Origin of the sequence: Kitasatospora sp. GAS1066B (assembly GCF_041262605.1) — a bacterium.
GTDB lineage: Bacteria > Actinomycetota > Actinomycetes > Streptomycetales > Streptomycetaceae > Kitasatospora.
This window is the reverse complement of record NZ_JBGCCO010000019.1, coordinates 112,817-136,904: the sequence shown is the minus strand read 5'-3', so window position 1 is coordinate 136,904 and position 24,088 is coordinate 112,817. Positions and strand designations below refer to the sequence as shown.

16 protein-coding genes are annotated in these 24,088 nt (G+C 70.5%); 7 read left to right on the top strand and 9 right to left on the bottom strand.

The genetic code is table 11. The features are described 5' to 3' along the window. Positions 1-6 precede the first annotated feature (6 nt). From ABH937_RS22120 to ABH937_RS22105, 4 genes are all read left to right on the top strand, one after another. Positions 7-1,755 carry an ABC transporter substrate-binding protein gene (locus ABH937_RS22120; RefSeq protein ID WP_280687745.1) on the top strand — a complete coding sequence of 583 codons (1,749 nt, stop codon included), beginning with the start codon at positions 7-9 and terminating at the stop codon, positions 1,753-1,755. A gap of 156 nt (positions 1,756-1,911) precedes the next feature. After that, positions 1,912-2,892 (top strand): ABC transporter permease, encoded by a 981-nt coding sequence (locus ABH937_RS22115; RefSeq protein ID WP_280687747.1) that lies wholly within the window; start codon positions 1,912-1,914, stop codon positions 2,890-2,892. Between the two features lie 55 nt (positions 2,893-2,947). Next, positions 2,948-4,018: an ABC transporter ATP-binding protein gene (locus ABH937_RS22110; RefSeq protein ID WP_280687749.1), complete on the top strand. Its 1,071-nt coding sequence runs from the start codon at positions 2,948-2,950 to the stop codon at positions 4,016-4,018. A gap of 28 nt (positions 4,019-4,046) precedes the next feature. Beyond that, positions 4,047-5,141 (top strand): ABC transporter ATP-binding protein, encoded by a 1,095-nt coding sequence (locus ABH937_RS22105; protein ID WP_370219177.1) that lies wholly within the window; start codon positions 4,047-4,049, stop codon positions 5,139-5,141. 61 nt (positions 5,142-5,202) lie between these two features. Here the strand turns inward: ABH937_RS22105 and ABH937_RS22100 are convergent, their stop codons facing one another. The 7 genes from ABH937_RS22100 to ABH937_RS22070 all read right to left on the bottom strand — a co-directional run bounded on the left by ABH937_RS22100 (position 5,203) and on the right by ABH937_RS22070 (position 14,824). Further along, positions 5,203-6,354 (bottom strand): ABC transporter ATP-binding protein, encoded by a 1,152-nt coding sequence (locus ABH937_RS22100; protein ID WP_370219176.1) that lies wholly within the window; start codon positions 6,352-6,354, stop codon positions 5,203-5,205. Further along, positions 6,347-7,402, bottom strand: coding sequence for an ABC transporter ATP-binding protein (locus ABH937_RS22095; protein ID WP_280687755.1), 1,056 nt, complete (start codon positions 7,400-7,402; stop codon positions 6,347-6,349). The genes ABH937_RS22100 and ABH937_RS22095 overlap by 8 nt, the downstream gene beginning before the upstream one ends. Before the next feature lie 18 nt (positions 7,403-7,420). Continuing rightward, complete coding sequence (locus ABH937_RS22090; RefSeq protein ID WP_370145610.1) at positions 7,421-8,452, bottom strand: ABC transporter permease; 1,032 nt, start codon at positions 8,450-8,452, stop codon at positions 7,421-7,423. Further along, the gene (locus ABH937_RS22085) at positions 8,445-9,368 is read right to left on the bottom strand and encodes an ABC transporter permease (RefSeq protein WP_280687757.1); all 924 of its coding nucleotides are present in this window, start codon (positions 9,366-9,368) and stop codon (positions 8,445-8,447) included. The genes ABH937_RS22090 and ABH937_RS22085 overlap by 8 nt, the downstream gene beginning before the upstream one ends. Before the next feature lie 67 nt (positions 9,369-9,435). Further along, positions 9,436-11,067, bottom strand: a complete 1,632-nt coding sequence (locus tag ABH937_RS22080) for an ABC transporter substrate-binding protein (protein ID WP_280687759.1) — start codon at positions 11,065-11,067, stop codon at positions 9,436-9,438. Positions 11,068-11,253: 186 nt separating this feature from the next. Next, complete coding sequence (gene typA / locus ABH937_RS22075) at positions 11,254-13,122, bottom strand: translational GTPase TypA (protein ID WP_280687761.1); 1,869 nt, start codon at positions 13,120-13,122, stop codon at positions 11,254-11,256. Positions 13,123-13,252: 130 nt separating this feature from the next. After that, entirely contained in the window at positions 13,253-14,824 is a 1,572-nt protein-coding gene (locus tag ABH937_RS22070) for an ABC transporter family substrate-binding protein (protein WP_370219175.1), read from the bottom strand. A gap of 124 nt (positions 14,825-14,948) precedes the next feature. Here ABH937_RS22070 and ABH937_RS22065 point away from each other — a divergent pair, with 124 nt between their 5' ends. The 3 genes from ABH937_RS22065 to ABH937_RS22055 are packed head-to-tail and all read left to right on the top strand — an operon-like array spanning position 14,949 to position 18,374. Continuing rightward, entirely contained in the window at positions 14,949-15,734 is a 786-nt protein-coding gene (locus tag ABH937_RS22065) for a hypothetical protein (RefSeq protein WP_370219174.1), read from the top strand. Between the two features lie 8 nt (positions 15,735-15,742). Continuing rightward, positions 15,743-17,614 (top strand): fumarate reductase/succinate dehydrogenase flavoprotein subunit, encoded by a 1,872-nt coding sequence (locus ABH937_RS22060; protein WP_370219173.1) that lies wholly within the window; start codon positions 15,743-15,745, stop codon positions 17,612-17,614. Continuing rightward, on the top strand, positions 17,604-18,374 hold the full coding sequence (locus ABH937_RS22055) for a succinate dehydrogenase/fumarate reductase iron-sulfur subunit (protein ID WP_370219172.1): 771 nt from the start codon (positions 17,604-17,606) through the stop codon (positions 18,372-18,374). The genes ABH937_RS22060 and ABH937_RS22055 overlap by 11 nt, the downstream gene beginning before the upstream one ends. A 51-nt stretch (positions 18,375-18,425) precedes the next feature. Here the strand turns inward: ABH937_RS22055 and ABH937_RS22050 are convergent, their stop codons facing one another. Both ABH937_RS22050 and ABH937_RS22045 read right to left on the bottom strand, forming a co-directional pair. Next, entirely contained in the window at positions 18,426-21,074 is a 2,649-nt protein-coding gene (locus ABH937_RS22050; protein WP_280688040.1) for a SpoIIE family protein phosphatase, read from the bottom strand. 257 nt (positions 21,075-21,331) lie between these two features. Then, on the bottom strand, positions 21,332-24,040 hold the full coding sequence (locus ABH937_RS22045) for a SpoIIE family protein phosphatase (protein ID WP_370219171.1): 2,709 nt from the start codon (positions 24,038-24,040) through the stop codon (positions 21,332-21,334). Positions 24,041-24,088: the final 48 nt, after the last annotated feature.

The window sequence follows — 24,088 nt, the reverse complement described above, 5'->3', positions numbered from 1 at the left end:
GCACTCATGCCGGCGCTCGTGGCGGTCAGCGCGCTCACGCTGACGGCCTGTGGTGGGGGCGGCACCAGCAAGGCGGGCACCACCGGCGCGCAGGCCTCGGCGAGCGTGCAGAACTTCCTGCCCGGCACCGCCGCCGACTCGGTCGGCCCGGCCCCGGCGATCCCCGGCGCCGTCACCGGCGGCACCGCGCACGACATCGAGAACTCGGGCTTCGACTACCTGGACCCGAGCCAGCAGTACGTCAACAACCAGCAGGAAGTCGGCAGCCTGTACAGCCGCTCGCTGACCGGCTACAAGACCGACCCGGCCACCGGCAAGGTCACCCTGGTCGGCGACCTGGCCACCGACATCGGCACCACCAGCGATGGCGGCAAGACCTGGACCTGGCACCTCAAGGACGGCCTGAAGTTCCAGGACGGCACCCCGATCACCTCGAAGGACGTCAAGTACGCCGTCGAGCGGCTGTACGAGGACTACCAGACCCAGGGTCCGGTCTACTTCCAGACCTGGCTGTCCGGCGCGAACTACCGCACCACCTACAAGGGCCCGAGCAGCGGCACCGACCTGCCGGACAGTGTCATCAGCACCCCCGATGACAAGACCGTCACGTTCCACTTCCAGGCGGCCCACACCGACGCCTCCTACGCCGCGAGCATGTCGAACATCACGGCGATCGAGAAGTCCAAGGACGACGGCGCGAAGTACAACGCGCACCCGCAGTCCATCGGCCCCTACATGATCTCGAACTACCAGGCCGGCAAGACCCTGACCCTGGTCAAGAACCCCATGTGGGACCCGAAGACCGACCCGATCCGCCACCAGTACGTCGACAGCTGGGTCTTCGACCTGGGCATCGACAACCAGCTGATGACCCAGCGCCTGATGGCCGGCCAGGGTGACGACAAGTACGCGGTCAGCATGGCGCTCAACGCCGACGGCCCCAGCATCAAGACCATCGAGAGCGACCCGCAGTACGCGAGCCGCACGATGAACAAGTTCCTGCCGTTCGTCGACACGTACGACATCAACATGACCCGGGTCACCGACCTGAACGTGCGCAAGGCGCTGGCGACCGCGTTCCCGGTCGCCAACGTCCAGAAGATCAACGGTGGCAACGCGACCGGCGAGATCGCCGGCAACCTGGTCAGCCCGACCGTGGCCGGCTGGAAGGACACCGACCCGCTGGGCATCAAGGCCAACCCGGCCGGTGACCCGGCCAAGGCCAAGGCGATCCTGCAGGCCGCCGGCAAGCTCAACACCACGATCGTCTACGCGTACTCCAACACCCCGACCGGCCAGCAGGTCGCCACCGCCGTCTCCGACGCGCTGACCCAGGCCGGCTTCAACGTCCAGGCCAAGCCGCTGGACACCACCAGCTACTACACCCAGGTGGGCAAGGCCGACAACGGCTTCGACCTGTACCGCACCGGCTGGGCCGCGGACTGGCCGATGGCCTCGACCGTCATCCCGCCCACCCTGGACGGCCGCCTGATCAGCGACGGCGGGAACAACTACTCGCACTACAACAACCCGGCGATGAACAGCGAGATGGACCGGATCGGCCAGATCACGGACATCAACACGCAGGACGCGCAGTGGATGCAGCTGGCGGACAAGATCCTGGCCACCGACATCCCGCAGATCCCGACCTACTACGACAAGTACTTCAACGTCTACGGTGCCGGTCTCGGCGGCGTCGGCTACAACCAGGTCCTCGGCACCATCGACCTGAACAGCATCTTCGTCAAGAAGTAAGCACCGGATCCGGAGCCGGCCTCCGGGCCCGCTTCCCCGGGCAGGACCACCGCAGGTGGTCCTGCCCGGGCCACGTGCCGATCACCCGTGATCCGGGGGATCGCACTCTCCACGACGTGGCCGCCTAGGGCGCCCTCTCTCGGAAGAGCTCATTCCATGCTCCGATTTCTCATCCGCCGGGCGCTCGGCGCGCTGGTCATCATCGTCCTGCTGATCGCGCTCACATACTTCGCGTTCTTCTCGCTGCCCACCGACCCCGCGCGGCTGGCCTGCTCGAAGGGCTGCACGCCGGAGCTGCTGGCGCAGATCCGCACCAACATGCACCTGAACCTGCCGATCTACCAGCAGTTCTGGAACTACTTCAGCGGCCTCTTCGTCGGCCAGGACTTCGGCACCGCCGGGCACTGCGCGGCCCCGTGCTTCGGCTACTCGTACAACACCCAGAGCTTCGTCTGGGACCGCATCGTCGCCAACTACCCGGCGACCTTCGTGCTCGCCATCGGTGGCGCCGCCATCTTCCTCACCGTCGGTGTGGGTCTGGGCATGATCGCGGCCTGGAAGCAGGGCAAGCTCGCGGACAAGGCCGCCACCGCCATCGGGCTGGTCGGTCAGTCGACCCAGATCTACTTCCTCGGCCCGCTCGCGATGGCCCTGTTCGTGGTGAACCTGCACTGGCTGCCGCAGCCGGCGTACATCCCGTGGACCCAGGACCCGTGGGGCTGCTTCACGGGCATGATCCTGCCGTGGACGGTCATGTCGGTGATCTTCTGGTCCAACTACAGCCGCCAGGTTCGCTCCCTGATGCTGGAGCAGCTCTCCGAGGACCACATCCGGGCGGCCCGCGCCAAGGGCATGTCGAACACCTACGTCTGGTGGCGCTACGCGCTGCGCGGCGCGATGGCACCGATCATCACCATCTTCGGCCTCGACCTCGGCGCCGTCTTCTCCGGTGCGATCATCACCGAGGTCACCTTCGGTGTGCACGGCCTCGGCTACCTCGCGGTGATCGCGGTGAACCAGGCCGACCTCTACCTGGAGCTGGGCGTGCTGATCTTCAGCTCGGTCTCCATCCTGCTCTTCAACATCATCGTCGACGCCGCCTACGGTCTCCTCGACCCCCGGGTGCGGATCGGATGACCTCCGCCCCGCCCGTGACCGAACCGCACCACCCCGCCCCCGAGGAGATCCGACCGTGAGCACCCTCACCAAGTCCGAGTCCATCCCCGCGCCCGAGGCCGGCCACGCCTTCCTCTCGGTGCGCGACCTGCAGGTCCGCTTCCGTACCGAGGACGGCATCGTCAAGGCCGTCAACAATCTCAGCTTCGATCTCGAGCAGGGCAAGACCCTCGGCATCGTGGGTGAGTCGGGTTCCGGCAAGTCGGTGTCCAACCTGGCCGTGATGGGCCTGCACAACCCGAAGAACACCACCATCGAGGGCTCCATCACCCTCGACGGCCAGGACCTGCTCAAGGCCTCGCAGAAGGACCTGGAGAAGCTCCGCGGCAACAAGATGTCGATGATCTTCCAGGACGCGCTCGCCGCGCTCTCGCCGTACTACACGATCGGCCGGCAGATCGCCGAGCCGTTCATGAAGCACACCGGCGCGAGCAAGAAGGAGGGCCGCGACCGCGCGATCGAGATGCTGCGCCGCGTCGGCATCCCGCAGCCGCAGACCCGGGTCGACGACTTCCCGCACCAGTTCTCCGGCGGTATGCGCCAGCGCGCCATGATCGCCATGGCCCTGGTCTGCGACCCGCAGATGCTGATCGCCGACGAGCCGACCACCGCGCTCGACGTGACCGTGCAGGCGCAGATCATCGACCTGCTCAAGGACCTCCAGCAGGAGTCCGGCACCTCGATCATCTTCATCACCCACGACCTCGGCGTGATCCGCGAGATCGCCGACGACGTGCTGGTGATGTACGCGGGTCGCGCGGTCGAGCGCGGCACCATGCGCGAGGTGCTGAAGAGCTCTCAGCACCCCTACGGCTGGGGCCTGCTGAGCTCGATCCCGCGGATCAACGCCTCGGTCGACGTGCCGCTGATGCCGATCCCCGGCACCCCGCCGTCACTGTTGAACCCGCCGTCCGGCTGTGCTTTCCACCCCCGCTGCACGTACCGTGAGCTGGTGGTCGGCGACAAGTGCGTGACCGAGCGCCCGCCGCTGGAGCTGGCCAACGGCCACCTCTCGGCCTGCCACCTCACCCCCGCGCAGAAGCAGTCCATCCTCACCGAGCAGATCCTGCCCCGGCTGAGCAGCTGAGCCTCGGTAAAGGAGCCAAGGAAATCCCATGAGCGCAGAGCAGACTCTGGACGAGCAGTCCGCGGCGGTGCCGGCCCCCGGCGACGTCCTGCTGGAGGTCAACGGCCTCACGAAGCACTTCCCCGTGATGGGTGGCTTCCCCTTCAAGCGCCAGGTCGGCGCTGTCCAGGCAGTCGACGGCGTCAGCTTCGACGTCCGCGAGGGCGAGAGCCTGGGCCTGGTCGGTGAGTCCGGCTGTGGCAAGTCGACCACCGGTCGGCTGCTCACCCGCCTGCTGGAGCCGACCGGCGGGACGGTGAAGTACCGGGGCCAGGACATCACGCACGCCAACCGCAAGCAGCTGGCGCCGATCCGGTCCGAGATCCAGATGATCTTCCAGGACCCGTACTCCTCGCTGAACCCGCGGCACACGGTCGGCACGATCATCTCCGGGCCGATGGAGATCAACAACATCAACCCGCCCGGTGGCCGCGAGGCCCGGGTCCGGGAGCTGCTGGAGATCGTCGGGCTCAACCCGGAGCACTACAACCGCTTCCCGCACGAGTTCTCCGGCGGCCAGCGCCAGCGCATCGGCGTGGCCCGCGCGCTCGCGCTGAACCCGAAGCTGATCATCGCCGACGAGCCGGTCTCCGCCCTCGACGTGTCGATCCAGGCGCAGGTGGTCAACCTGCTCCAGGGCCTGCAGCGCGAGCTGGGCATCGCCTTCGTCTTCATCGCGCACGACCTGTCGATCGTGCGGCACTTCTCGCAGCGCGTCGCGGTGATGTACCTCGGCAAGGTGGTCGAGATCGCCGACCGCGACTCGCTCTACAACAAGCCGCGTCACCCGTACACCCACGCGCTGCTCTCGGCCGCGCCGGACGCCGACCCGGACACCGCCGCCAACGAGCGGATCCGGCTCACCGGCGACGTCCCCTCCCCGCTCAACCCGCCGTCCGGCTGCCGGTTCCGCACCCGCTGCTGGAAGGCGCAGGAGAAGTGCGCCACGGAGGAGCCGCCGCTGATCCAGCTCGGCGGCAACGTCGACGGCCACCTGACGGCCTGCCACTTCCCCGAGGACGGCGTCGCCCCCGGTGCCAAGCCGGCCGACACGGTCCCGGCCGCGCGCCTGGCCAAGGACTGATCGACCGCGCCGCTCAAGCACAGGGCCCCCTCCACCTGGAGGGGGCCCTGTCGCGTCCGCGCTACCGCGCGTCGTCGCCGTCCGCGCTCCCGTCCTTCCGATCGTCAGTCCGCTCGGTCTCAGCCTCGATCCCGCCCTCGGCCCCACGCTCCGCGGCGAAGTGGCAGGCCGACTCGTGCGCCGCCAGCCCGTCCAGCCAGGACGGCACGGCGAGCAGCGGCTCCTCGATCGCGCACCTCTCCTGGGCCTTCCAGCACCGAGTGCGGAAGCGGCAGCCGGAGGGCGGGTCGGCCGGCGAGGGGACGTCGCCGGTGAGCACGATCCGGTCGCGGACCTGCCGGGCGGCCGGGTCGGGCACCGGGACGGCGGAGAGCAGCGCCTGGGTGTAGGGGTGGGTGGCGTGGTCGTAGATCTCCAGATCGCTGCCGATCTCCACCATCTTGCCCAGGTACATCACGCCCACCCGGTCGGAGATGTGCCGCACGATCGAGAGGTCGTGCGCGATGAAGATGTACGACAGCTCGAACTCGTTCTGCAGCTTCTCCAGCAGGTTGATCACCTGGGCCTGGACCGAGACGTCCAGCGCGGAGACCGGCTCGTCGCAGATGATCACCTCGGGCTTGAGCGCCAGGCCGCGCGCGATGCCGATCCGCTGGCGCTGGCCGCCGGAGAACTGGTGCGGGTAGCGGTTGATGTACTCCGGGTTGAGCCCGACGACGTCCAGCAGGTCCTGCACCGCCTTGCGCCTCTCGCCCTTGGGCGCCACCTCGGGGTGGATCTCGTACGGCTCGCCGATGATGTCGCCGACCGTCATCCGCGGGTTGAGCGAGGTGTACGGGTCCTGGAAGACCATCTGGATGTTGCGCCGCACCGCCTTCAGCGCGGCGCCGGAGAGCCGGGAGATCTCCTCCCCCTTGTACCGGACCGAGCCGCTGGTGGCCGGCTCCAGGTTCATCAGCACCTTGGCCAGCGTCGACTTGCCGCAGCCGGACTCGCCGACGATGCCCAGGGTCTCCCCCTTGCGCAGGTCGAAGGAGACCCCGTCCACCGCCTTGACCGCGCCGATCTGCTTCTTCACCACCACCCCCTGGGTCAGCGGGAAGTGCTTGACCAGGTCGCGGATCTGCAGGATCGGTTCGCCCTCGGGGACCGGCTTGGTGAAGGCCGCCCCCTGCGGCACGGGCGCGCTGAGCGCGGTGGCACCGTCAGTCATCGAGGGTCTCCTTCCAGAAGTGGCAGGCGCTGGCCCGGCCGGGTCGCGGCGTGCCCGCCTCGTCCGTCACCTCGAAGAGCGGCGGCACGGTGGTCCGGCAGATCTCCTGCGCCCGCGGGCATCGCGGGTTGAAGGCGCAGCCCGGCGGGATCCGCAGCAGGTTGGGCGGCAGGCCCTTGATCGCGTAGAGCTCCTGCCCCTTCTGGTCGAGCCGGGGGATGGAGTCCAGCAGCCCGCGGGTGTACGGGTGGGCCGGCTTGGCGTACAGCTCGTGCACCGGGGCGGTCTCCACGATCCGCCCGGCGTACATCACCGCGATCTTGTCGGCCACGTCCGCGACCACCCCGAGGTCGTGGGTGATCAGGATCAGACCCATGTGGTACTCGCCCTGCAACTCCGCGAGCAGGTCCATCACCTGGGCCTGCACGGTGACGTCGAGCGCGGTGGTCGGCTCGTCCGCGATGATCAGGTCCGGCTCCAGGGCCAGTGCCATCGCGATCATGATGCGCTGGCGCATGCCGCCGGAGAACTGGTGCGGGTAGTCGCCGACCCGGGCCTTGGCGGCCGGGATCCGGACCCGGTCCATCAGCTCGATCGCCTTGGCCTTGGCGTCCTGGCGCGAGCTGCCCTTGTGCACCCGGTACATCTCGCCCAGCTGCGACCCGACGCTGTGCACGGGGTTGAGCGAGGAGAGCGCGTCCTGGAAGATCATCGCCATCTGCGAGCCGCGGACCTTGCGCCGGTCCTCCTTGCCGAGGGTCAGCAGATCGCGGCCCTTGAAGACGATCTGACCGCCCGTCACGAAGCCGGGCGGGCTGTCCAGGATGCCCATCACGGCCTGGGCGGTGACCGACTTGCCGGAGCCCGACTCGCCCAGGATGGCCAGCGTCTCACCGGCCCTGACCGAGTAGTTCACCCCGTTGACGGCCTTGGCCACCCCGTCCCGGGTGCGGAACTCCACGTGCAGGTCGCGGACCTCCAACAGCGGGGACTCGACGGTGTCCGCGGTGGCCTCGCGCGGCTGGGCGCTGGTGCTGCTGCTACTCATCGGTGGTGGGACCCTCTCTCAGCGCAGCTTGGGGTCGAGGGCGTCGCGGACCGCGTCGCCGAGCATGATGAACGCGAGCACGGTGATGCTCAGCGCTGCGGCGGGGAAGAGCAGCATGTGCGGCGCGATGCTGAAGCTGTCCGAGGCGGCCGAGATGTCGATGCCCCAGGAGACCGTCGGCGGCTTCAGGCCGACGCCGAGGTAGCTCAGCGTGGCCTCCAGCGCGATGTAGGTGCCCAGCGCGATGGTGGCCACCACGATGATCGGCGCCACCGCGTTCGGCAGGATGTGTCGCAGCATCAGCCGCCCGCTGCCCGCGCCCAGCGCCCTGGCCGCCGTGACGTAGTCCTGCTGCTTGGCCGTGATGACCGCGCCGCGGCCGATCCGGGCCAGCTGCGGCCAGCCGAGCACCACGATGAACGCCACCACGATCCAGATCGACCTGATGGTGATCACCGAGAGGAAGACCAGACCGCCGAGCAGGATCGGGATGCCGAAGAAGATGTCGGCGACCCGGGAGATCACCGAGTCCGACCAGCCGCCGAAGAAGCCGGCCAGGCCGCCGAGCAGGGTGCCCACCAGCGCCGACCCGGCGGTGGCGCAGACGCCGACGGTGATCGAGGCGCGCGCGCCGTAGATCGTCCTCGCGTAGACGTCGCAGCCCTGGGTGTCGTACCCGAACGGGTGGCCCGAGGTGGGGCCCTGCTGCGACTTGGTCAGGTCGCAGTTGAGCGGGTTGGTCGAGGTGAACAGACCTGGCCAGATCGCCACGATGACCAGGAAGACGATCAGCAGTCCCGAGATGATGAAGATCGGGTTGCGCCGCAGGTCGCGCCAGGCGTCCTGCCACAGGCTGCGCGGCGCCACCCGCTCCTCGCCGGCGGCGGGGGTCTCCGGGTGGTCGCCGAGCCGCTCGGCCTTGATGAGGGTCTCGCCCTCCATGGTGCCGAGGTCGAGGGTCCGGCTCTCGACCGCGCTCTGCATCTCCTCGTCTTCGTCCCCGGCCCCCGCCATGGGGTCGGACCGGTTGTACTTCTCCTGGTCAGGCATACCGGATCCTCGGGTCCAGGACCGCGTAGAGCAGGTCGACGAGCAGGTTGGCCAGCAGGAAGATGATGACCAGGATGGTCACGAAGCCGACCACGGTGTTGGTGCTCTGCCGGACGATCCCCTGGTAGAGGGTGTAGCCGACGCCGTGGATGTTGAAGATGCGCTCCGTCACGAGCGCGCCGCCCATCAGCGCACCCAGGTCGGTGCCGAGGAAGGTGACGACGGGGATCAGCGAGTTGCGCAGCAGGTGGTTGATCACCACCCGGTGCCTGGGCAGGCCCTTGGCCACCGCGGTGCGCACGTAGTCCGCCTTGGTGTTCTCGGCGACGGTGGTGCGGGTCAGCCGCGCGACGTAGGCGAGCGAGACCGAGGCCAGCACGATGCCCGGCAGGAGCAGCGACTGGAAGGTCACGTCGAAGCCGACCGTGGCCGGCAGGATCCCCCACTTCACCCCGACCAGGTACTGCAGCACGTAGCCGGTGACGAAGGTCGGGATGGAGATGACCACCAGGGTGAGGATCAGCACCGAGTTGTCCGCGATCCTGCCCCGCCGCAGACCGCTGAGCAGCCCGAGGCCGATGCCGAAGACCACCTCGATGGTGAAGGCCACCGCGGTGAGCTTGAGGGTGACCGGGTAGGCGGCCGCCAGCTGCGAGGTCACCGTCTGACCGCTGAAAGTGGTACCGAAGTCCCACTGGAAGAGCTTGCCCATGTACTTGACGTACTGGAGCCAGAGCGGATCGTTCAGGTTGTACTGGGCGCGGATCTGCGCGGCCACGGCCGGGTCGGGCGCCCGGTCACCGAAGAGCGCGTTCACCGGGTCGCCGAGCGCGTGCACCATGACGAAGATCAGGAAGGTGGTCCCGATGAACACCGGGATCATCTGGAGCAGGCGCCTCAGGACGTAGCGTCCCATGCGAACCTCCACAGAGCTGGCGAAGACCGGCGGCCGGCTCCGCTCGGGAGCCGGCCGCCGCTGCTGACTAGCTGACGGTGATCTCGGTGTAGACCGGGACGCTGAACGGGTCGAGCATCACGTTGCTGACGTGGCTCGACCAGGCCACGGTGCCGTTCTGGTACCAGAGCGGGATGGCCGGCACGTCGGTGACGAGCATCTTCTCGGCGGTCTGGAAGTCGGTGACCGAGGTCGCCGCGTCAGGTGCCGCGTTCGCCGTGTTGACCTGACTGTCGAACTGCGGGTTGTTGTAGTGCGAGTCGTTGGAGGACCCGCCGGTGGTGTAGACCGGCTGCATGAAGTCCTGGATCAGCGGGTAGTCCATCTGCCAGCCGGTCCGGAACGGGCCGGTCATCTTCTGGCTGGTGATCTGGTTGCGGAAGTCCGCGAAGGTGCCGATCGGGTTGCCGACGCAGGCGTTGTTGTTGCCCAGCACCGTGTTGATGCTGTTGCAGGTGGCGTCGACCCAGTCCTTGTGCGGGCCGTCGGCGTTGTAGCTGATGGTCAGCTGGCCGCCCGGGATGCCGCCGCCCTGCTGGATCAGCTGCTTGGCCATGGTGGGGTTGTAGGTGCAGAGGTCACCGCAGAGGCCGGCCTTGAAGCCGTTGGCGCCGAGCACCGGGGAGGTCCAGTCGGTGGCCGAGGTCCGGGTGTTGGTGAAGATGTTCTTCACGATGGTGTCCCGGTCGATCGCCATCGAGATGCCCTGGCGGACCAGCTTCGCGTTGGCGGTGCTCCACTGCGGCTGGTACAGCGGGAAGGAGATGGTCTGGATGATGCCGGCCGGGGTGTTGAGGAAGCGGCCGCCGCTCGGCCCGCCCGCCAGGGTCTTGATCGCCGTGTTGGACAGCGTGTTGTCCACGTCGAGGGCGCCGGACTGGAGGTCGGAGTAGGCGGCGTTCGGGTCGGTGTAGACGACCAGGTTGATGCCGCCGTTCTTCGGCTTGTTGCTGCCGCTGTAGTCCGGGTTCGGCACCAACTGCATCTGCTGGCTGCGGGTGTACGACTGGATCATGTACGGCCCGTCGCCGACCGGCTTGTTCAGGTACGCGGCGTGGTTGCTGAAGAAGCTCGCGGGCAGCGGGTAGTACGCGTTGTAGCCCAGGGTCTGCGGCCAGGTGGTGAACTTCTGGGTGAGCGCCACCGTGAAGGTGTTGTCGTTGACCACCTTGAGGCCCGACATGGTCTGCGCGGTCGGCGAACCGCTGGCCGGCGCGACGTCGTTGTAGCCCTGGATGTACTGGAAGAAGCTCGCGTTGACCTGCTTGTTGGTGGACAGCGCGCCGTAGTTCCAGGCGTTCACGTAGGACGAGGCGGTCACCGGGGTGCCGTCGCTGAACTTCCAGCCGGGCTTGAGGGTCACCGTCCAGTTCTGCTGGTCGGATGAGGTGATCGAGTCGGCGTTGGCGTTGCTGGCCGCGCTGGTCTTGGGGTCGTACTGGATCAGGCCGGCGAAGATCATGTTCATCACCGCGCCGCCGTTCACCTCATTGGTGTTGGCCGGCTCCAGCGGGTTCTGCGGGTCGCCCCACCAGGCGCGGACGGTGCCGCCGCCGCTCGAACCGGAGCCGCTACTGCTGCTACTGCTGCAACCGGTGGCCACCAGGGCCGCCGACGTCACTGCGATCACGGCCCAGCGCACTCTGGTGGCTGAAGGCATGAAGGACCTCCTCGGGGGTGTGTGAGGCATCACACCCCATTCGAAGGGCCGGGCGGCGGCGACGCACCCGCAGCAGGGCCACTCGGGCAGCTGGTGCCGCCGAACAGGTGACTGAAAGGCCGTCAGCCGGCTCCCCCGAGGGGGAACCGGCTGACGGCCTTGCGACTGGGTCCGACTGAGTCGGCGTCAGTTCTTCTTGGCGCGGGAGGCGGTGCGACCGCGCTCCTTCTGGTCCAGCACGACCTTGCGGATGCGCACGGTCTCCGGCGTGACCTCGATGCACTCGTCCTCGCGGCAGAACTCGAGCGACTGCTCCAGCGACAGCTTGCGCGGCGGCACCAGGTTCTCGGTGGTGTCGGAGGAAGCCGCACGCATGTTGGTGAGCTTCTTCTCCTTGGTGATGTTGATGTCCATGTCGTCCTGGCGCGAGTTCTCGCCGACGATCATGCCCTCGTACACCTCGGTGGTGGGCTCGACGAAGAGCGTGCCGCGCTCCTGGATGCCCATCATGGCGAACGGGGTCACCACACCGGCGCGGTCGGCCACCAGCGAACCGTTGTTGCGCATCCGCAGCTCGCCGAACCACGGCTCGTGGCCCTCGAAGATGCTGTGCGCGATGCCCGTGCCACGGGTGTCGGTCAGGAACTGGGTGCGGAAGCCGATCAGGCCACGCGACGGGACGATGAACTCCATCCGGACCCAGCCGGAGCCGTGGTTCGTCATGGTCTCCATGCGGCCCTTGCGGACGGCCATCAGCTGGGTGATCGCGCCCAGGTACTCCTCGGGGCTGTCGATCGTCATCCGCTCGACCGGCTCGTGCACCTTGCCGTTGACGACCTTGGTGACCACCTGCGGCTTGCCGACGGTCAGCTCGAAGAGCTCCCGGCGCATGGTCTCGACCAGGATGGCCAGCGCCAGCTCACCACGGCCCTGCACCTCCCAGGCGTCCGGGCGCTCGGTCGGCAGCACGCGCAGCGAGACGTTACCGATCAGCTCGCGGTCCAGGCGGTCCTTCACCATCCGGGCGGTGACCTTGTGGCCCTTGCCGCCCTTGCCGACCAGCGGCGAGGTGTTGGTGCCGATGACCATCGAGATGGCCGGCTCGTCCACCGTGATCAGCGGCAGCGCGATCGGGTTCTCCAGGTCGGCGAGGGTCTCGCCGATCATGATGTCCGGGATACCCGCGACGGCGCAGATGTCGCCGGGGCCGGCCACCTCGGCCGGCTTGCGGGTGAGCGCCTCGGTCATCAGCAGCTCGGTGATCTTCACCTGCTGGATCGAGCCGTCCCGCTTCATCCACGCGACCTGCTGGCCCTTGCGCAGCTCACCCTGCTCGACGCGGCAGAGCGCGATGCGGCCGAGGAAGTTGTCGGCGTCCAGGTTGGTGACGTGCGCCTGCAGCGGGGCGTCCGCGTCGAACTCCGGGGCCGGGACGTGCGCCAGGATGGTGGAGAAGAACGGCTCCAGGCTGTCGCTGTCGGCCGGGACGGTGCCGTTCTCCGGCTTGGTCAGCGAGGCGACGCCGTCACGGGCGCAGGCGTAGACGATCGGGAACTCGATCTGGTCCTCGGTGGCGTCCAGGTCCAGGAAGAGGTCGTAGGTCTCGTTGATGACCTCGTCGATCCGGGAGTCCGGACGGTCGGTCTTGTTGATGCAGAGGATCACCGGCAGCTTGGCGGTGAGCGCCTTGCGGAGCACGAAGCGGGTCTGCGGCAGCGGGCCCTCGGAGGCGTCGACCAGCAGCACGACCGCGTCGACCATCGACAGGCCGCGCTCGACCTCGCCACCGAAGTCGGCGTGGCCGGGGGTGTCGATGATGTTGATGGTGATCGGCGCGCCACCCTCCTTGGGGTGGTACTTGACCGCGGTGTTCTTCGCGAGAATGGTGATGCCCTTCTCGCGCTCCAGGTCGTTCGAGTCCATCATGCGGTCGTCGAGGTGCTGGTGAGCCGCGAAAGCACCGGCCTGCTTGAGCATCGCGTCTACCAGGGTCGTCTTCCCGTGGTCGACGTGGGCGACGATGGCGACGTTGCGGATGTCATTGCGCGTGGGCATGCGGAGCGAACTCTCCCGGAGTCGTGGGTTGTGGCGCCCCGGCCTGTTCCGGTCCACCCGCCGGGCTTACCATGCCACGGCTTGTCCTATCGTACGTGGCCGCCGGGACGACCCGCGAAGTGAGGACCGGCTAGCGCAGGAAACCCAGGTCCTGGTAGCGCGGCCAACCGAAGCCGTACGCGCCCGCCCCGGCCACCCCGGTGCGCACGGCGACCAGCTCGGGACGCTGGTAGAGCGGGACCGAGTGGCCCAGCTGCCAGATCCGCTGGTCGGCCTGCTGCAGCAGCGCGGTCTGCCGGACGGCGTCCGACTCGGCCTCGGCCTTGGCGAAGAGCTGGTCGATCTCGTCCGTGCCGGCGCCGCCGTAGTTGAGGCCGATCACCGCCTTGCCGTCCGCGCCGGGCCGGGGCTTGGCGTAGAGCGGCTGCTCGTCGGTGGCGGGGAAGGCGGTGGCGGGCCAGGAGAAGAGCGCCAGGTCCCAGTCGCCGGTGGCCAGGTGGTCGCGGACGAAGCTGTCGGGCGCCGCCGCCTGCGGGTGCACCGTGATGCCGTACGGGGCGAGCTGGGCCACCAGGGCGTCGGCGGTGCGGCGGGCGGTGGCGGAGCCGTCGGGGTAGAGCAGGCTCAGTTCCAGGTGCATGGACTTGGCGGTGGCGGCGAGCGAGGCGCTGTTGTCGCGGTAGCCCAGCTGGTCGGTCATCAGCAGGTGGTTGCCGAGCGGCGCGGCGGGCAGGCCGAGCGGGCCGAGCGCGGCCTCGGCGATCTTGCCGCGGTCCACGCAGGCGGCGACCGCGCGGCGCAGCGCGGGTTCGGCCAGCTGACCGCGGCCGCCGTTCAGGGTGAGCTGGGTGAAGGCGGGGGCCGCGGCCCGGTGCAGGGTGATCCCGGGCAGCGCCCTGGCCCGGCGCAGCGCCTGAGTGGCGGAGTCCAGCGCGTCGGCGGACTTGGCCGCCGGCGGGTGGTCGACGGCGCCCTCCAGCGCGGCGACGTCGATCCGGCCCTGGGAGAGGGCGTCGAGCCGGTCCGGGGTGGCCAGGAAGTCGAGCTCGTCGACCTTGGCGGCGTCACCCCACCAGCGGGGGTTGCGGACCAACGCCGCCTTGCCGCCCTTGGCGTCCAGCGACTGGAGCAGCAGCGGCCCGGCGCTGAGCGGCAGGCCGGCCGCCGGGTTCAGCGGGCTGAACAGCGACTTCCACTCCGCGTACGGCTGCCGGAAGACCACCTTCACCTGGTGCTGATCGACGCCCTGCGCGATCGACTCGATCGCCCGGTAGCCCGGGTGGTCGGCGCGCAGCGCCGTCCACTGCGCGGTGAAGTCGGCGGCCGTCACCGGCGTTCCGTCGCTCCACACGGCCTTCGGGTTCAGCCGGTAGGTGACCGTCCGATCGGCCTGCTCGGCGTTCACCAGGTAGTCCGGGTCGGGGACCGGCCGCGCGTGGTCGTCCAGCCGGTACAGGCTGGGCAGCAGCGCGTGCGCGATCAGCGCGGTGTCGGCGGTGGCGTCGCTCTGGTAGACGTCCAGCGAGGCGGGCACCTGGTCCACCGCCCAGCGCAGCGTGCCGCCCTGGCGCACCACGGTGCGGGTGGCCGGGGTGAGGTCCGAGGCGGACTGGGACGGCGGCGGGACCGGGGCCGGCGCGCTGTCGCAGCCCGCCAGTGCACTGAGCAGCGCGGCGGCGGCGAGCACCCTGATGCTCTTCATGGCGTCCACTCAACTCCAGCCCGCCGGCGAAGAACTGACGACACGACAAGCTGTCCTCCGATCGGCGCAGCGAATCCCTGTCCAAGGTCTTCCGAGCAGCTGTGATCAAGGTCACACTCACAGGATGGCCATAACGACCAAGCGTGCCGCGATCCCGGAACGCACCCTGCGCACCGACCGCTGGTGGCTGCCCCAACTGAGCACGGCGGCGGGCCTGCTGGTCTTCATCGGGTACTCGACCTGGCGAGCCTTCGAAGGCGCGCACTACTACGCGGCGCCGTACGTCTCGCCGTTCTACTCCCCCTGCCTGGCCGCGAACTGCGTGCCGATGCGCGGCGGGGCCGACTGGGCGGTGATCGGCGACTGGTGGCGGCTCTCCCCCGCGCTGCTGGTGCTGATCTTCCCGCTCGGCTTCCGGTTGACCTGTTACTACTACCGCAAGGCCTACTACCGGGCCTTCTGGTCCTCGCCGCCGGCCTGCGCGGTGGCCGAGCCGCACGCCCGGTACAGCGGCGAGACCCGGTTCCCGCTGATCCTGCAGAACCTGCACCGGTACTTCTTCTACCTGGCGATCCCGGTGGCCGCGATCCTGAGCTATGACGCGGTGCTCGGCTTCCGCGACGCGGCCGGCGCCTGGGGGCACGCCGGGCTCGGCACCCTGGTGCTGCTGGTGAACGTGACGCTGATCTGGGCGTACACGCTCTCCTGCCACTCCTGCCGGCACATCGTCGGCGGTCGGCTGCGGCACTTCTCCGAGCACCCGGTGCGCTACCGGGCCTGGCAGCTGGTGGGACGGCTGAACTCCCGTCACATGCAGCTGGCCTGGGCCTCGCTGGCCTCGGTCGGGATCGCCGACCTCTACGTGTACCTGGTCTCGTCCGGCGCCTTCGCCGATCCGAAGTTCTTCTGAGGAGCCCAGTGGACGACTACGAAAGCTACGACGTGGTGGTGGTCGGCGCCGGCGGGGCCGGGCTGCGGGCCGCGATCGAGGCCCGCGAGCAGGGCATGCGGGTCGCGGTGATCTGCAAGTCGCTCTTCGGCAAGGCCCACACCGTGATGGCCGAGGGCGGGATCGCCGCCTCGATGGGCAACGTGAACAGCGGCGACAACTGGCAGGTGCACTTCCGCGACACCATGCGCGGCGGCAAGTTCCTCAACCACTGGCGGATGGCCGAACTGCACGCCAAGGAGGCGCCGGAGCGGGTCTGGGAGCTGGAGACCTGGGGCGCGCTCTTCGACCGGACCAAGGACGGGCGGATCTCGCAGCGCAACTTCGGCGGGCACGAGTACCCGCGGCTGGCGCACGTCGGCGACCGGACCGGACTGGAGCTGATCCGCACCCTGCAGCAGAAGATCGTGGCCCTCCAGCAAGCCGACCATCGCGAGAGTGGCGACTACGAGTCGGGCCTGAAGGTCTTCCAGGAGTACACCGTCACCAGGATCCTGAAGGACGGCGATCAGGTGGCCGGCGTCTTCGGCTACCGGCGGGAGAGCGGGCAGTTCTTCACCATCGCCGCGCCCGCCGTGGTGCTGGCCACCGGCGGGATCGGCAAGTCGTTCAAGGTGACCTCCAACTCGTGGGAGTACACCGGCGACGGCCACGCCCTGGCACTGCTGGCCGGCGCCCGGCTGCTGAACATGGAGTTCATCCAGTTCCACCCGACCGGCATGGTCTGGCCGCCCTCCGTGAAGGGGATCCTGGTCACCGAGTCGGTGCGCGGCGACGGCGGGGTGCTGCGCAACAGCGAGGGCAAGCGGTTCATGTTCGAGTACGTGCCCGAGGTCTTCCGCGGCCAGTACGCCGAGACCGAGGCGGAGGCGGACGGCTGGTACGCGGACCCCGGCAAGCACCGCCGACCGCCCGAGCTGCTGCCCCGCGACGAGGTGGCCCGGGCGATCAACTCCGAGGTCAAGGCCGGCCGCGGCACCCCGCACGGCGGGGTCTTCCTGGACGTCTCCAGCCGGCTGCCGGCCGAGGAGATCATCCGGCGACTGCCTTCGATGCACCACCAGTTCAAGGAACTGGCCGATGTCGACATCACCCGCGAGCCGATGGAGGTCGGCCCGACCTGCCACTACGTGATGGGCGGGGTCGAGGTGGACCCGGACACCGCGGCCAGCCCCGCCGTGCCCGGTCTCTACGCGGCGGGCGAGGTGGCGGGCGGCATGCACGGCTCCAACCGGCTGGGCGGCAACTCGCTCTCCGACCTGCTGGTCTTCGGACGTCGGGCCGGACTCCACGCGGCCCGGTACGTCAGCGAACTGACGCAGCGTCCGACGCTCGACCGGACCCAGCTGGACGCGGCCGCCGCCGAGGCCCTGGCGCCCTTCGGCGAGGGTGTCGAGCACCCGTACGCGCTGCACCAGGAGCTCCAGCAGACCATGAACGACCTGGTCGGGATCATCCGCCGGGCGGGCGAGATGAAGCAGGCGCTGGACCGGCTGGCCGGGCTGCGCCGGCGGGCCGACCAGGTGGCGGTGGAGGGCCACCGGCAGTTCAACCCGGGCTGGCACCTGGCCCTGGACCTGCGCAACATGCTGCTGGTCTCGGAGTGCGTGGCCCAGGCGGCGCTGCTGCGTCGGGAGAGCCGGGGCGGGCACACCCGGGAGGACTGGCCCGGGATGGACCGGGACTGGCGGCGGGTGAATCTGCTCTGCTCGCTGGACGAGGAGCGGCTGACCGTGGAACGGCAGGCCAACCCGCCGTTCCGCGCCGATCTGCTGGCGCTGTTCGACCGCGCCGAACTGGCGAAGTACTTCACCCCGGAGGAGCTGGCAGATGAGCGATGAGCGGGAGCTGCGGGTGTGGCGCGGGGAGGGCGGCGAGGGCGGCTTCGTCTCCTACCGGCTGGCGGCCAACGAAGGCGAGGTGGTGCTTGACCTGGTCCACCGGCTGCAGGCCACCCAGGCGCCGGACCTGGCGGTGCGGTGGAACTGCAAGGCGGGCAAGTGCGGCTCGTGCAGCGCCGAGGTGAACGGGCGGCCGCGGCTGCTCTGCATGACCCGGCTGTCGGCGCTGCCGCCGGACCAGCCGGTGGTGCTCACCCCGCTACGCGCCTTCCCGCACGTGCGGGACCTGGTCACCGACGTGGGCTTCAACTATGCCAAGGCCCGCGAGGTGCCCGCCTTCGTACCGCCGGCCAGCCTGGCGCCCGGGGAGTACCGGATGCGGCAGGAGGACGTGGCGCGCTCGCAGGAGTTCCGCAAGTGCATCGAGTGCTTCCTGTGCCAGGACACCTGCCACGCGGTGCGCGACCACGAGGAGAACAAGGGCGCCTTCGCCGGCCCGCGCTTCCTGATGCGGGTGGCCGAGCTGGACATGCACCCGCTGGACGCGGCCGCGGCCGACGGCCTGGACCGCCGGGCGAGCGCGCAGGAGGTGCACGGGCTGGGCTACTGCAACATCACCAAGTGCTGCACCGAGGTCTGCCCCGAGCACATCAGGATCACCGACAACGCCCTGATCCCGCTCAAGGAACGGGTGGCCGACCGCAAGTACGACCCGCTGGTCTGGCTCGGGTCGAAGATCGGTCGGCGACCCCGGGACTGAAGCCACGGCCGAGCCCACAGCTGAGCGCGCGTCTGGGCCCCCTCGCGGGGCTCAGATGCTCAGCTCGAACCAGACGATCTTGCCGTGCGGGGTGCGCCGGCTCCCCCAGCGCTCGGCCAGCAGGCTGACCAGTTGCAGGCCCCGCCCGCCCTCGTCGGTCTCCTGGGCCCGGCGCTGGCGGGGCTGGGCGTAGCCGTCGTCCCAGACCTCGCAGACCACCGCGGTGTCGCGCAGCAGGCGCAGCCGGATGTCGCCGCGCCCGTGCCGCAGCGCGTTCGTCACCAGCTCGCTGACCAGCAGCTCGGTGGTGTCGACCAGTTCGTCCAGACCACGGGCCAGCAACCAGGCGCAGGCCCGTTCGCGGGCCTTGGCCACCGAAGTGGGCTCGGGCGGCAGCTTCCAGTCGCCCACCGCGTTCTCCGGCAGCGCCCGCACCCGGGCCATCAGCAGGGCGATGTCGTCCTCGCCGTGGTGCGGGTCGAGCTCGTTGAGCACCTGGTCGCAGAGCGTCTCCAGGGCCGGGGCGCCGTTCTCCAGAGCGGTGCGGAAGGCGTGCAGGCCCTCGTCCAGCTGGTGCTTGCGCGACTCCACCAGGCCGTCGGTGTAGAGGCCGAGCAGCGCGCCGTCCGGCAGCACCAGGGTGACCTCCTCGAACGGCTCGCCGCCCACGCCCAGCGGCAGGCCCGGCGGCACGTCGAGCATCCGGGCCGGCTCGCCCGGGCTGAGCAGCGCGGGGGGCAGGTGGCCGGCGTTGGCGAACACGCAGCGGTGGGTGACCGCGTCGTAGACGGCGTAGACGCAGGTGGCCAGGTAGACCTCGACCGCGTCCTCGTCGCCCGGGCGGGCCGCGCCGCCGTAACCCGGCAGCGGGCCGGGGCCCGGGTCGCCCAGGCCGCGGGCGATCTCGTCCAGCGAGCCGAGCACCTCGGCCGGCTCCAGGTCGAGCATGGCCAAGGTCCTTACCGCGGTGCGCAACTGACCCATCGCCACGGCGGCGCGCAGTCCGCGCCCCATCACGTCGCCGATCACCAGCGCGGTGCGGTTGCCGGGCAGCGGGATGACGTCGAACCAGTCGCCGCCGACCTCGGTGTTGTTGTTGCTGGGGCGGTAGCGGCAGGCGATCTCCAGGCCGCTGGCCTCGGGGTTGCCCGGGGGCAGCAGGCTGCGCTGCAGGATCAGCGCGCGCTCGTGCTCGCGCCGGTAGAGCCGGGCGTTGTCCACGCAGACCGCGGCCCGGGCGGCGATCTCCTCGGCGATCGCCACGTCCCGGGCGTCGAACGGCTCGCTGCCGATCGCCCGGGAGAGCTGCACCAGGCCGAGCACCACGTCCCGGGCCACCAGCGGGACCACCAGGGTGCTGCGCAGCAGCGGGTCGGGGCCCGGGTCCGGGATCGCGCTCCGGCCGGTGCGCAGCGCCCGCGCGTGCGGGGAGCGCGGCGGGTAGCAGAGCGTGCCGCCGGCCTCGGCGGCGGCCAGCCGGGCGCCGTAGGACTCCGGGAAGCCCTGGTCGCCGCCGAGCAGCGAGCCGAAGTCCATCGAGGAGGCGCCGCCGACCACGCTGGAGACCGCGACCCGGCGCAGCTCGCCGCTGCCGTCGTACGGGGCGCTGCCGGCCAGTGAGGGGCCGCTCTCGCCGGAGAGCAGCGCGGAGTACAGGTCGACCGTGGCCAGGTCGCAGAACTGCGGGACGACCACGTCCAGCAGTTCCTTGGCGGTGGTCTCCAGGTCCAGGGTGGAACCGATGTGCGCGCTGGCCTCGTTGACCAGGGCCAGGTTGCGGCGCACCCCGGCGGCCTCGCGCTCGGCCACGTGCCGGCCCGTCACGTCGTTGACCTGGCCGGCCACGCCCATCGGCCGCTCGCCGGGGCCGGTCAGCCGGTAGAGCGAGATCGCCCAGCGGCGCTCGCCGCCGCGGGTCGGCACGGTGCCGTTGAACCGCAGGTCGACCACCGGGTCGCCGCTCTCCAGCACCTGGCGCAGCGCGGCCTGCAGTCGCTCGGCCTCGGAGGAGGAGAACAGGTCGTGCGCGGTCAGCCCGCAGAGCGCGTCGGGCTCGACGCCGACCGCGCCGGCGAAGGCCTGGTTGACCCGCTGCAGGCGCAGCTGCCGGTCGAACAGGAAGAAGCCGCTCGGGGTCTGCCCGAAGACCGCCTCGGAGGCGGCCAGGTCGGTCTCGATCCGGCGCAACTTGCCCAGGTCGACGGCGAGACAGAGCGCACCGCCCGGGCCGTCGGCGACCTCGCCGTCCGGGCCGTGCTGGGCGACGGCGGGCATCAGGTAGACCTCGGCCAACCCCTCGCCGCCGTCCGGCTCGCGGTAGGGCACGGTGCCCACCCACTCCTCGCCGGCCAGCGTGAGCTCCAGCCGGGACCGGCCGCGGCGCCACAGCTCGCGCGGCACCAGGGTGGTCACCGGGTCGGCGCCGAGCGCCTCGGCGGCGGGCAGCGCGAAGAAGTCGGCGGCCCGCTCGCTCCACTGACTGATCCGCCCGTCGGGGCCGATCGCGAAGGTGGCGACCCGGATGTACTCGTAGATCGAGCCGGGGTCGGTGTCGCCCCAGCGCGGCGCGGGGCCGGGCGCGGGTGCGGCGGGGTCGGCGCGGTGCGCGACCGGGTCGGGGACGCCGGTGGTGACCGGTGCGCCCGCCTGCCCGGGCACGGCGGCATGACCGCTACCAGTCAGCGCTTCCCGCGCCGGCATGCTGTTCAAGGACCGACCCCTCCAACCCGCGCCCATTCGGATGTCGAGAAGACCTGAGATGACCGAGTATTCATCATCCGAGGGCGGGCGCACACGCCCTCAACATCACAACATCAAATCGGGCGAAGGTTTTTGCCCCCAGCCTCGCGCTACCAGCCTGCCACGTGCGCGCCCCTGGTCCACCGCCGTGCGCCGGCCAAGGATATCTGTCATGAGCAGGTCTGAGCATTCGAAAATTTGAGCGACCATCGCCCGATTCAATCGTGAATCGTTTCCTTCCCCGACAATTCCTGTTCGAACCAGACCACCTTGCCCATTCCCTCGGCACGCGCCCCCCAGCGCAGGGCCAGCCTGCGGACCAGTTCGAGGCCTCGGCCGCCCTCGTCGGCGGCCGCCGCGTGCCGCTCCCTGGGCGGATCGGGCAGCGGGTCGGAGATCTCCACCAGCAGCGTCTCGCCGTAGGTGAGCCGCACCCCGATCGGCGCGCTCGCGTACCGCACCGCGTTCGTCACCAGCTCGCTGACCAGGAGCTCGACGGTGTCGGTCAGCTCCTCCGCGTCCCACTCCTGGAGCGCGCCGCGGACCAGCCGGCGGGCCCGGGAGACCGCGGTGGGCTCGGCGGGCAGCGTCCAGCCGACGGTGCGGGCCCCCTCCTCGCCACGGCCGAGCCGGGCCAGCAGCAGGGCCACGTCGTCCGGCTCACGGCCCTGCTCCATGGTGTCGAGCACCGCTTCGCAGGCGTGCTGGATCGAGCCGTACGGCTTCTCCAGCACCGCCTGCAGCCGCCCGAGGCCGACGTCCAGGTCCTTGTCCCTGGACTCGACCAGGCCGTCCGTGCAGAGCGCCAGCACGCTGCCCTCGGGGATCAGCAGCTCGACCGACTCGAAGGGCACCCCGCCGACCCCGAGCGGAGCGCCCGAGGGCAGGTCCAGCACCCGGCCCTCGCCGCCGAGCAGCGGGCTGCCGGTGCGGGCCGGGCCGGGGGTCGGCGGGTGGATCAGCACCGGCGGGATGTGGCCGGCCTTGGCCACCGTCAGGCGCGCCGTGGCCGGGTCGTAGACCGCGTAGACGCAGGTGGCCAGCAACGCCTCGTCCGGCCCCTGGGCCAGATCGTCGGCCAACTCGTGGACGTGCCGCAGCAGCACGTCGGGCGGCAGGTCCAGGGCCGCGAGCACCCGCACGGCAGTGCGCAGCCGGCCCATCGTGGCGGCCGCCCGCAGGCCGTGGCCCATCACGTCGCCGACCACCAGCGCGGTGCGGTCGCCGGGCAGCGGGATCACGTCGAACCAGTCACCGCCGACCTCGGTGCCGCTGCTGCCCGGCACGTAGCGGTAGGCCACCTCGACGCCGGTGGGCTGCGGCACCTGCTGCGGCAGCAGGGTGCGCTGCAGGGTGAGCGCGGCGGTGCGCTCGCGCACGTAGAGCCGGGCGTTGTCCAGCGAGCTGCCGGCCCGGTCGGCCAGCTCCACCGAGAAGGCCAGGTCGTCCCGGTCGAAGGCCTCGCGCCGCCCCGCCCGGCTGAGCACCAGCAGGCCGATCACGATGCCCCGGGCCCGCAGCGGGACCACCAGCACGGAGTGCGCGCCGAGCGTCAGGGCGGCCCGCACCTTGGGATCCCCGGGGTACGTGGCGTCCTCCAACTCCTCGGCACCGGAGAGCAGTTCGGGAACACCGGTGCGCAGCACCCGGCCGTAGCAGGACTCCTCGGCGAAGCTGATCCGAGCGCCCCGGCGGAGCATCACCTCCACCTCCTCACCGTCCTGGGCGGCCGCCACGCCGAGTTGCAGCAGCGAGGTTCGCCGGTCGTGCCCGTGCCGGGGCAGGTCGTCGCCGTGCGCCACCGCCTGCAGCAGGATCGCCGCCGCGAAGTCGGCCAGCCGCGGCACCACCGCGCTGGCCAGCTCCTGCGCGATCCGGGCGGCGTCCAGCAGGTCGCCGATCCGCGAGCCGAACTCGTTCAGCAGGGCGAGCCGGCGGCGGGCGTGCTCGACCTTGGCCACCGCGCGGTAGCGCTCGGTCACGTCCATCACGGTGCCGGAGATGCCCAGCACCCGACCGCCGCGGTCGGTGAGCCGGCTGTAGGAGATCGACCGGTAGCCGGAGCGCGCGGTGCTCGGGCCGGCCAGCGTGACGTCGATCACCGGATCGCCGGTGGCCAGCACCTGACGCTGGATCACGCTGATCTCGTCGGCGGCCCGTTCGGGCAGCGTCTCGCCGGTGGTCCGCCCGACGTGGTCCTCGGCGGCCACCCCGTTCATCTCGGCCAGCGTCTGGTTGACGGCGGTGTAGCGCAGGTCGGTGTCCAGCACCGCGATGCCGAGCGCGGACTGCTCGAAGAGCGCGTCACGCACCGCCAGATCGCGCTCCACGGCCTGCAGGGTGCGCGCCTCGGCCAGCGCGACCAGCAGGAACGGGGTGCCGTCGCCGTCCACCAGCAGCGAGATCCGGGCCTCCACCGGGATGCTCGGGCCGTCCCGGTGCCGCAGCTGGGTCAGGCCCTGCCAGCTGCCGGTGCGCAGCGCCGCCCGGAACACCTCACGGAGGTCGGCGACCTGCTGCTCGTCCACCACCAGTTCCTCGATCCGACGGCCCACCAGCACCTCGCTGGGCCAGCCGAGCAGTTCCTCGGCCGCCGGGCTCCAGAGCACCACCCGGCCCGCCGTGTCGAGCATCGCGATGGCGACCTTGACCACGTCGAAGAGGCTGCCCTGGGTGTGCTCGCCGTGCGGGTGGCCCGGGACGGGCGGCGGGCCGGCGGTGGGGAACGGTGCGGCGGGGCCGCCGCGGCGGGCGGCGGGCGCGGTGGTGGGTGCCGTGGAGCGCGGCGGGCGGGGGTCGGCGGCGGGGGCGCCGGTGCCGCCGGACGCGGTGGTCGGAGCGCTGACCCGCAGGCGCGCGCGGGCGGCGGCGCCACCCGTCCGCGCGGGGCGGGGCCGCGCTCGCCCGCCGCTACCCGTGCTGGTCACCGGCGGGGCCTCCCAAGTACCGACTCGGACGGAGTACGCGTGACTCAC

Bases quoted from the DNA above. Each gene is read 5' to 3' on its own strand.
- ABH937_RS22120 (WP_280687745.1), top strand. From the start codon at position 7: ATGCCGGCGCTCGTGGCGGTCAGCGCGCTCACGCTGACGGCCTGTGGT.
- ABH937_RS22115 (WP_280687747.1), top strand. From the start codon at position 1,912: ATGCTCCGATTTCTCATCCGCCGGGCGCTCGGCGCGCTGGTCATCATC.
- ABH937_RS22105 (WP_370219177.1), top strand. From the start codon at position 4,047: ATGAGCGCAGAGCAGACTCTGGACGAGCAGTCCGCGGCGGTGCCGGCC.
- ABH937_RS22100 (WP_370219176.1), bottom strand. From the start codon at position 6,354: ATGACTGACGGTGCCACCGCGCTCAGCGCGCCCGTGCCGCAGGGGGCG.
- ABH937_RS22095 (WP_280687755.1), bottom strand. From the start codon at position 7,402: ATGAGTAGCAGCAGCACCAGCGCCCAGCCGCGCGAGGCCACCGCGGAC.
- ABH937_RS22090 (WP_370145610.1), bottom strand. From the start codon at position 8,452: ATGCCTGACCAGGAGAAGTACAACCGGTCCGACCCCATGGCGGGGGCC.
- ABH937_RS22085 (WP_280687757.1), bottom strand. From the start codon at position 9,368: ATGGGACGCTACGTCCTGAGGCGCCTGCTCCAGATGATCCCGGTGTTC.
- ABH937_RS22080 (WP_280687759.1), bottom strand. From the start codon at position 11,067: ATGCCTTCAGCCACCAGAGTGCGCTGGGCCGTGATCGCAGTGACGTCG.
- typA (WP_280687761.1), bottom strand. From the start codon at position 13,122: ATGCCCACGCGCAATGACATCCGCAACGTCGCCATCGTCGCCCACGTC.
- ABH937_RS22070 (WP_370219175.1), bottom strand. From the start codon at position 14,824: ATGAAGAGCATCAGGGTGCTCGCCGCCGCCGCGCTGCTCAGTGCACTG.
- ABH937_RS22065 (WP_370219174.1), top strand. From the start codon at position 14,949: ATGGCCATAACGACCAAGCGTGCCGCGATCCCGGAACGCACCCTGCGC.
- ABH937_RS22055 (WP_370219172.1), top strand. From the start codon at position 17,604: ATGAGCGATGAGCGGGAGCTGCGGGTGTGGCGCGGGGAGGGCGGCGAG.
- ABH937_RS22050 (WP_280688040.1), bottom strand. From the start codon at position 21,074: ATGCCGGCGCGGGAAGCGCTGACTGGTAGCGGTCATGCCGCCGTGCCC.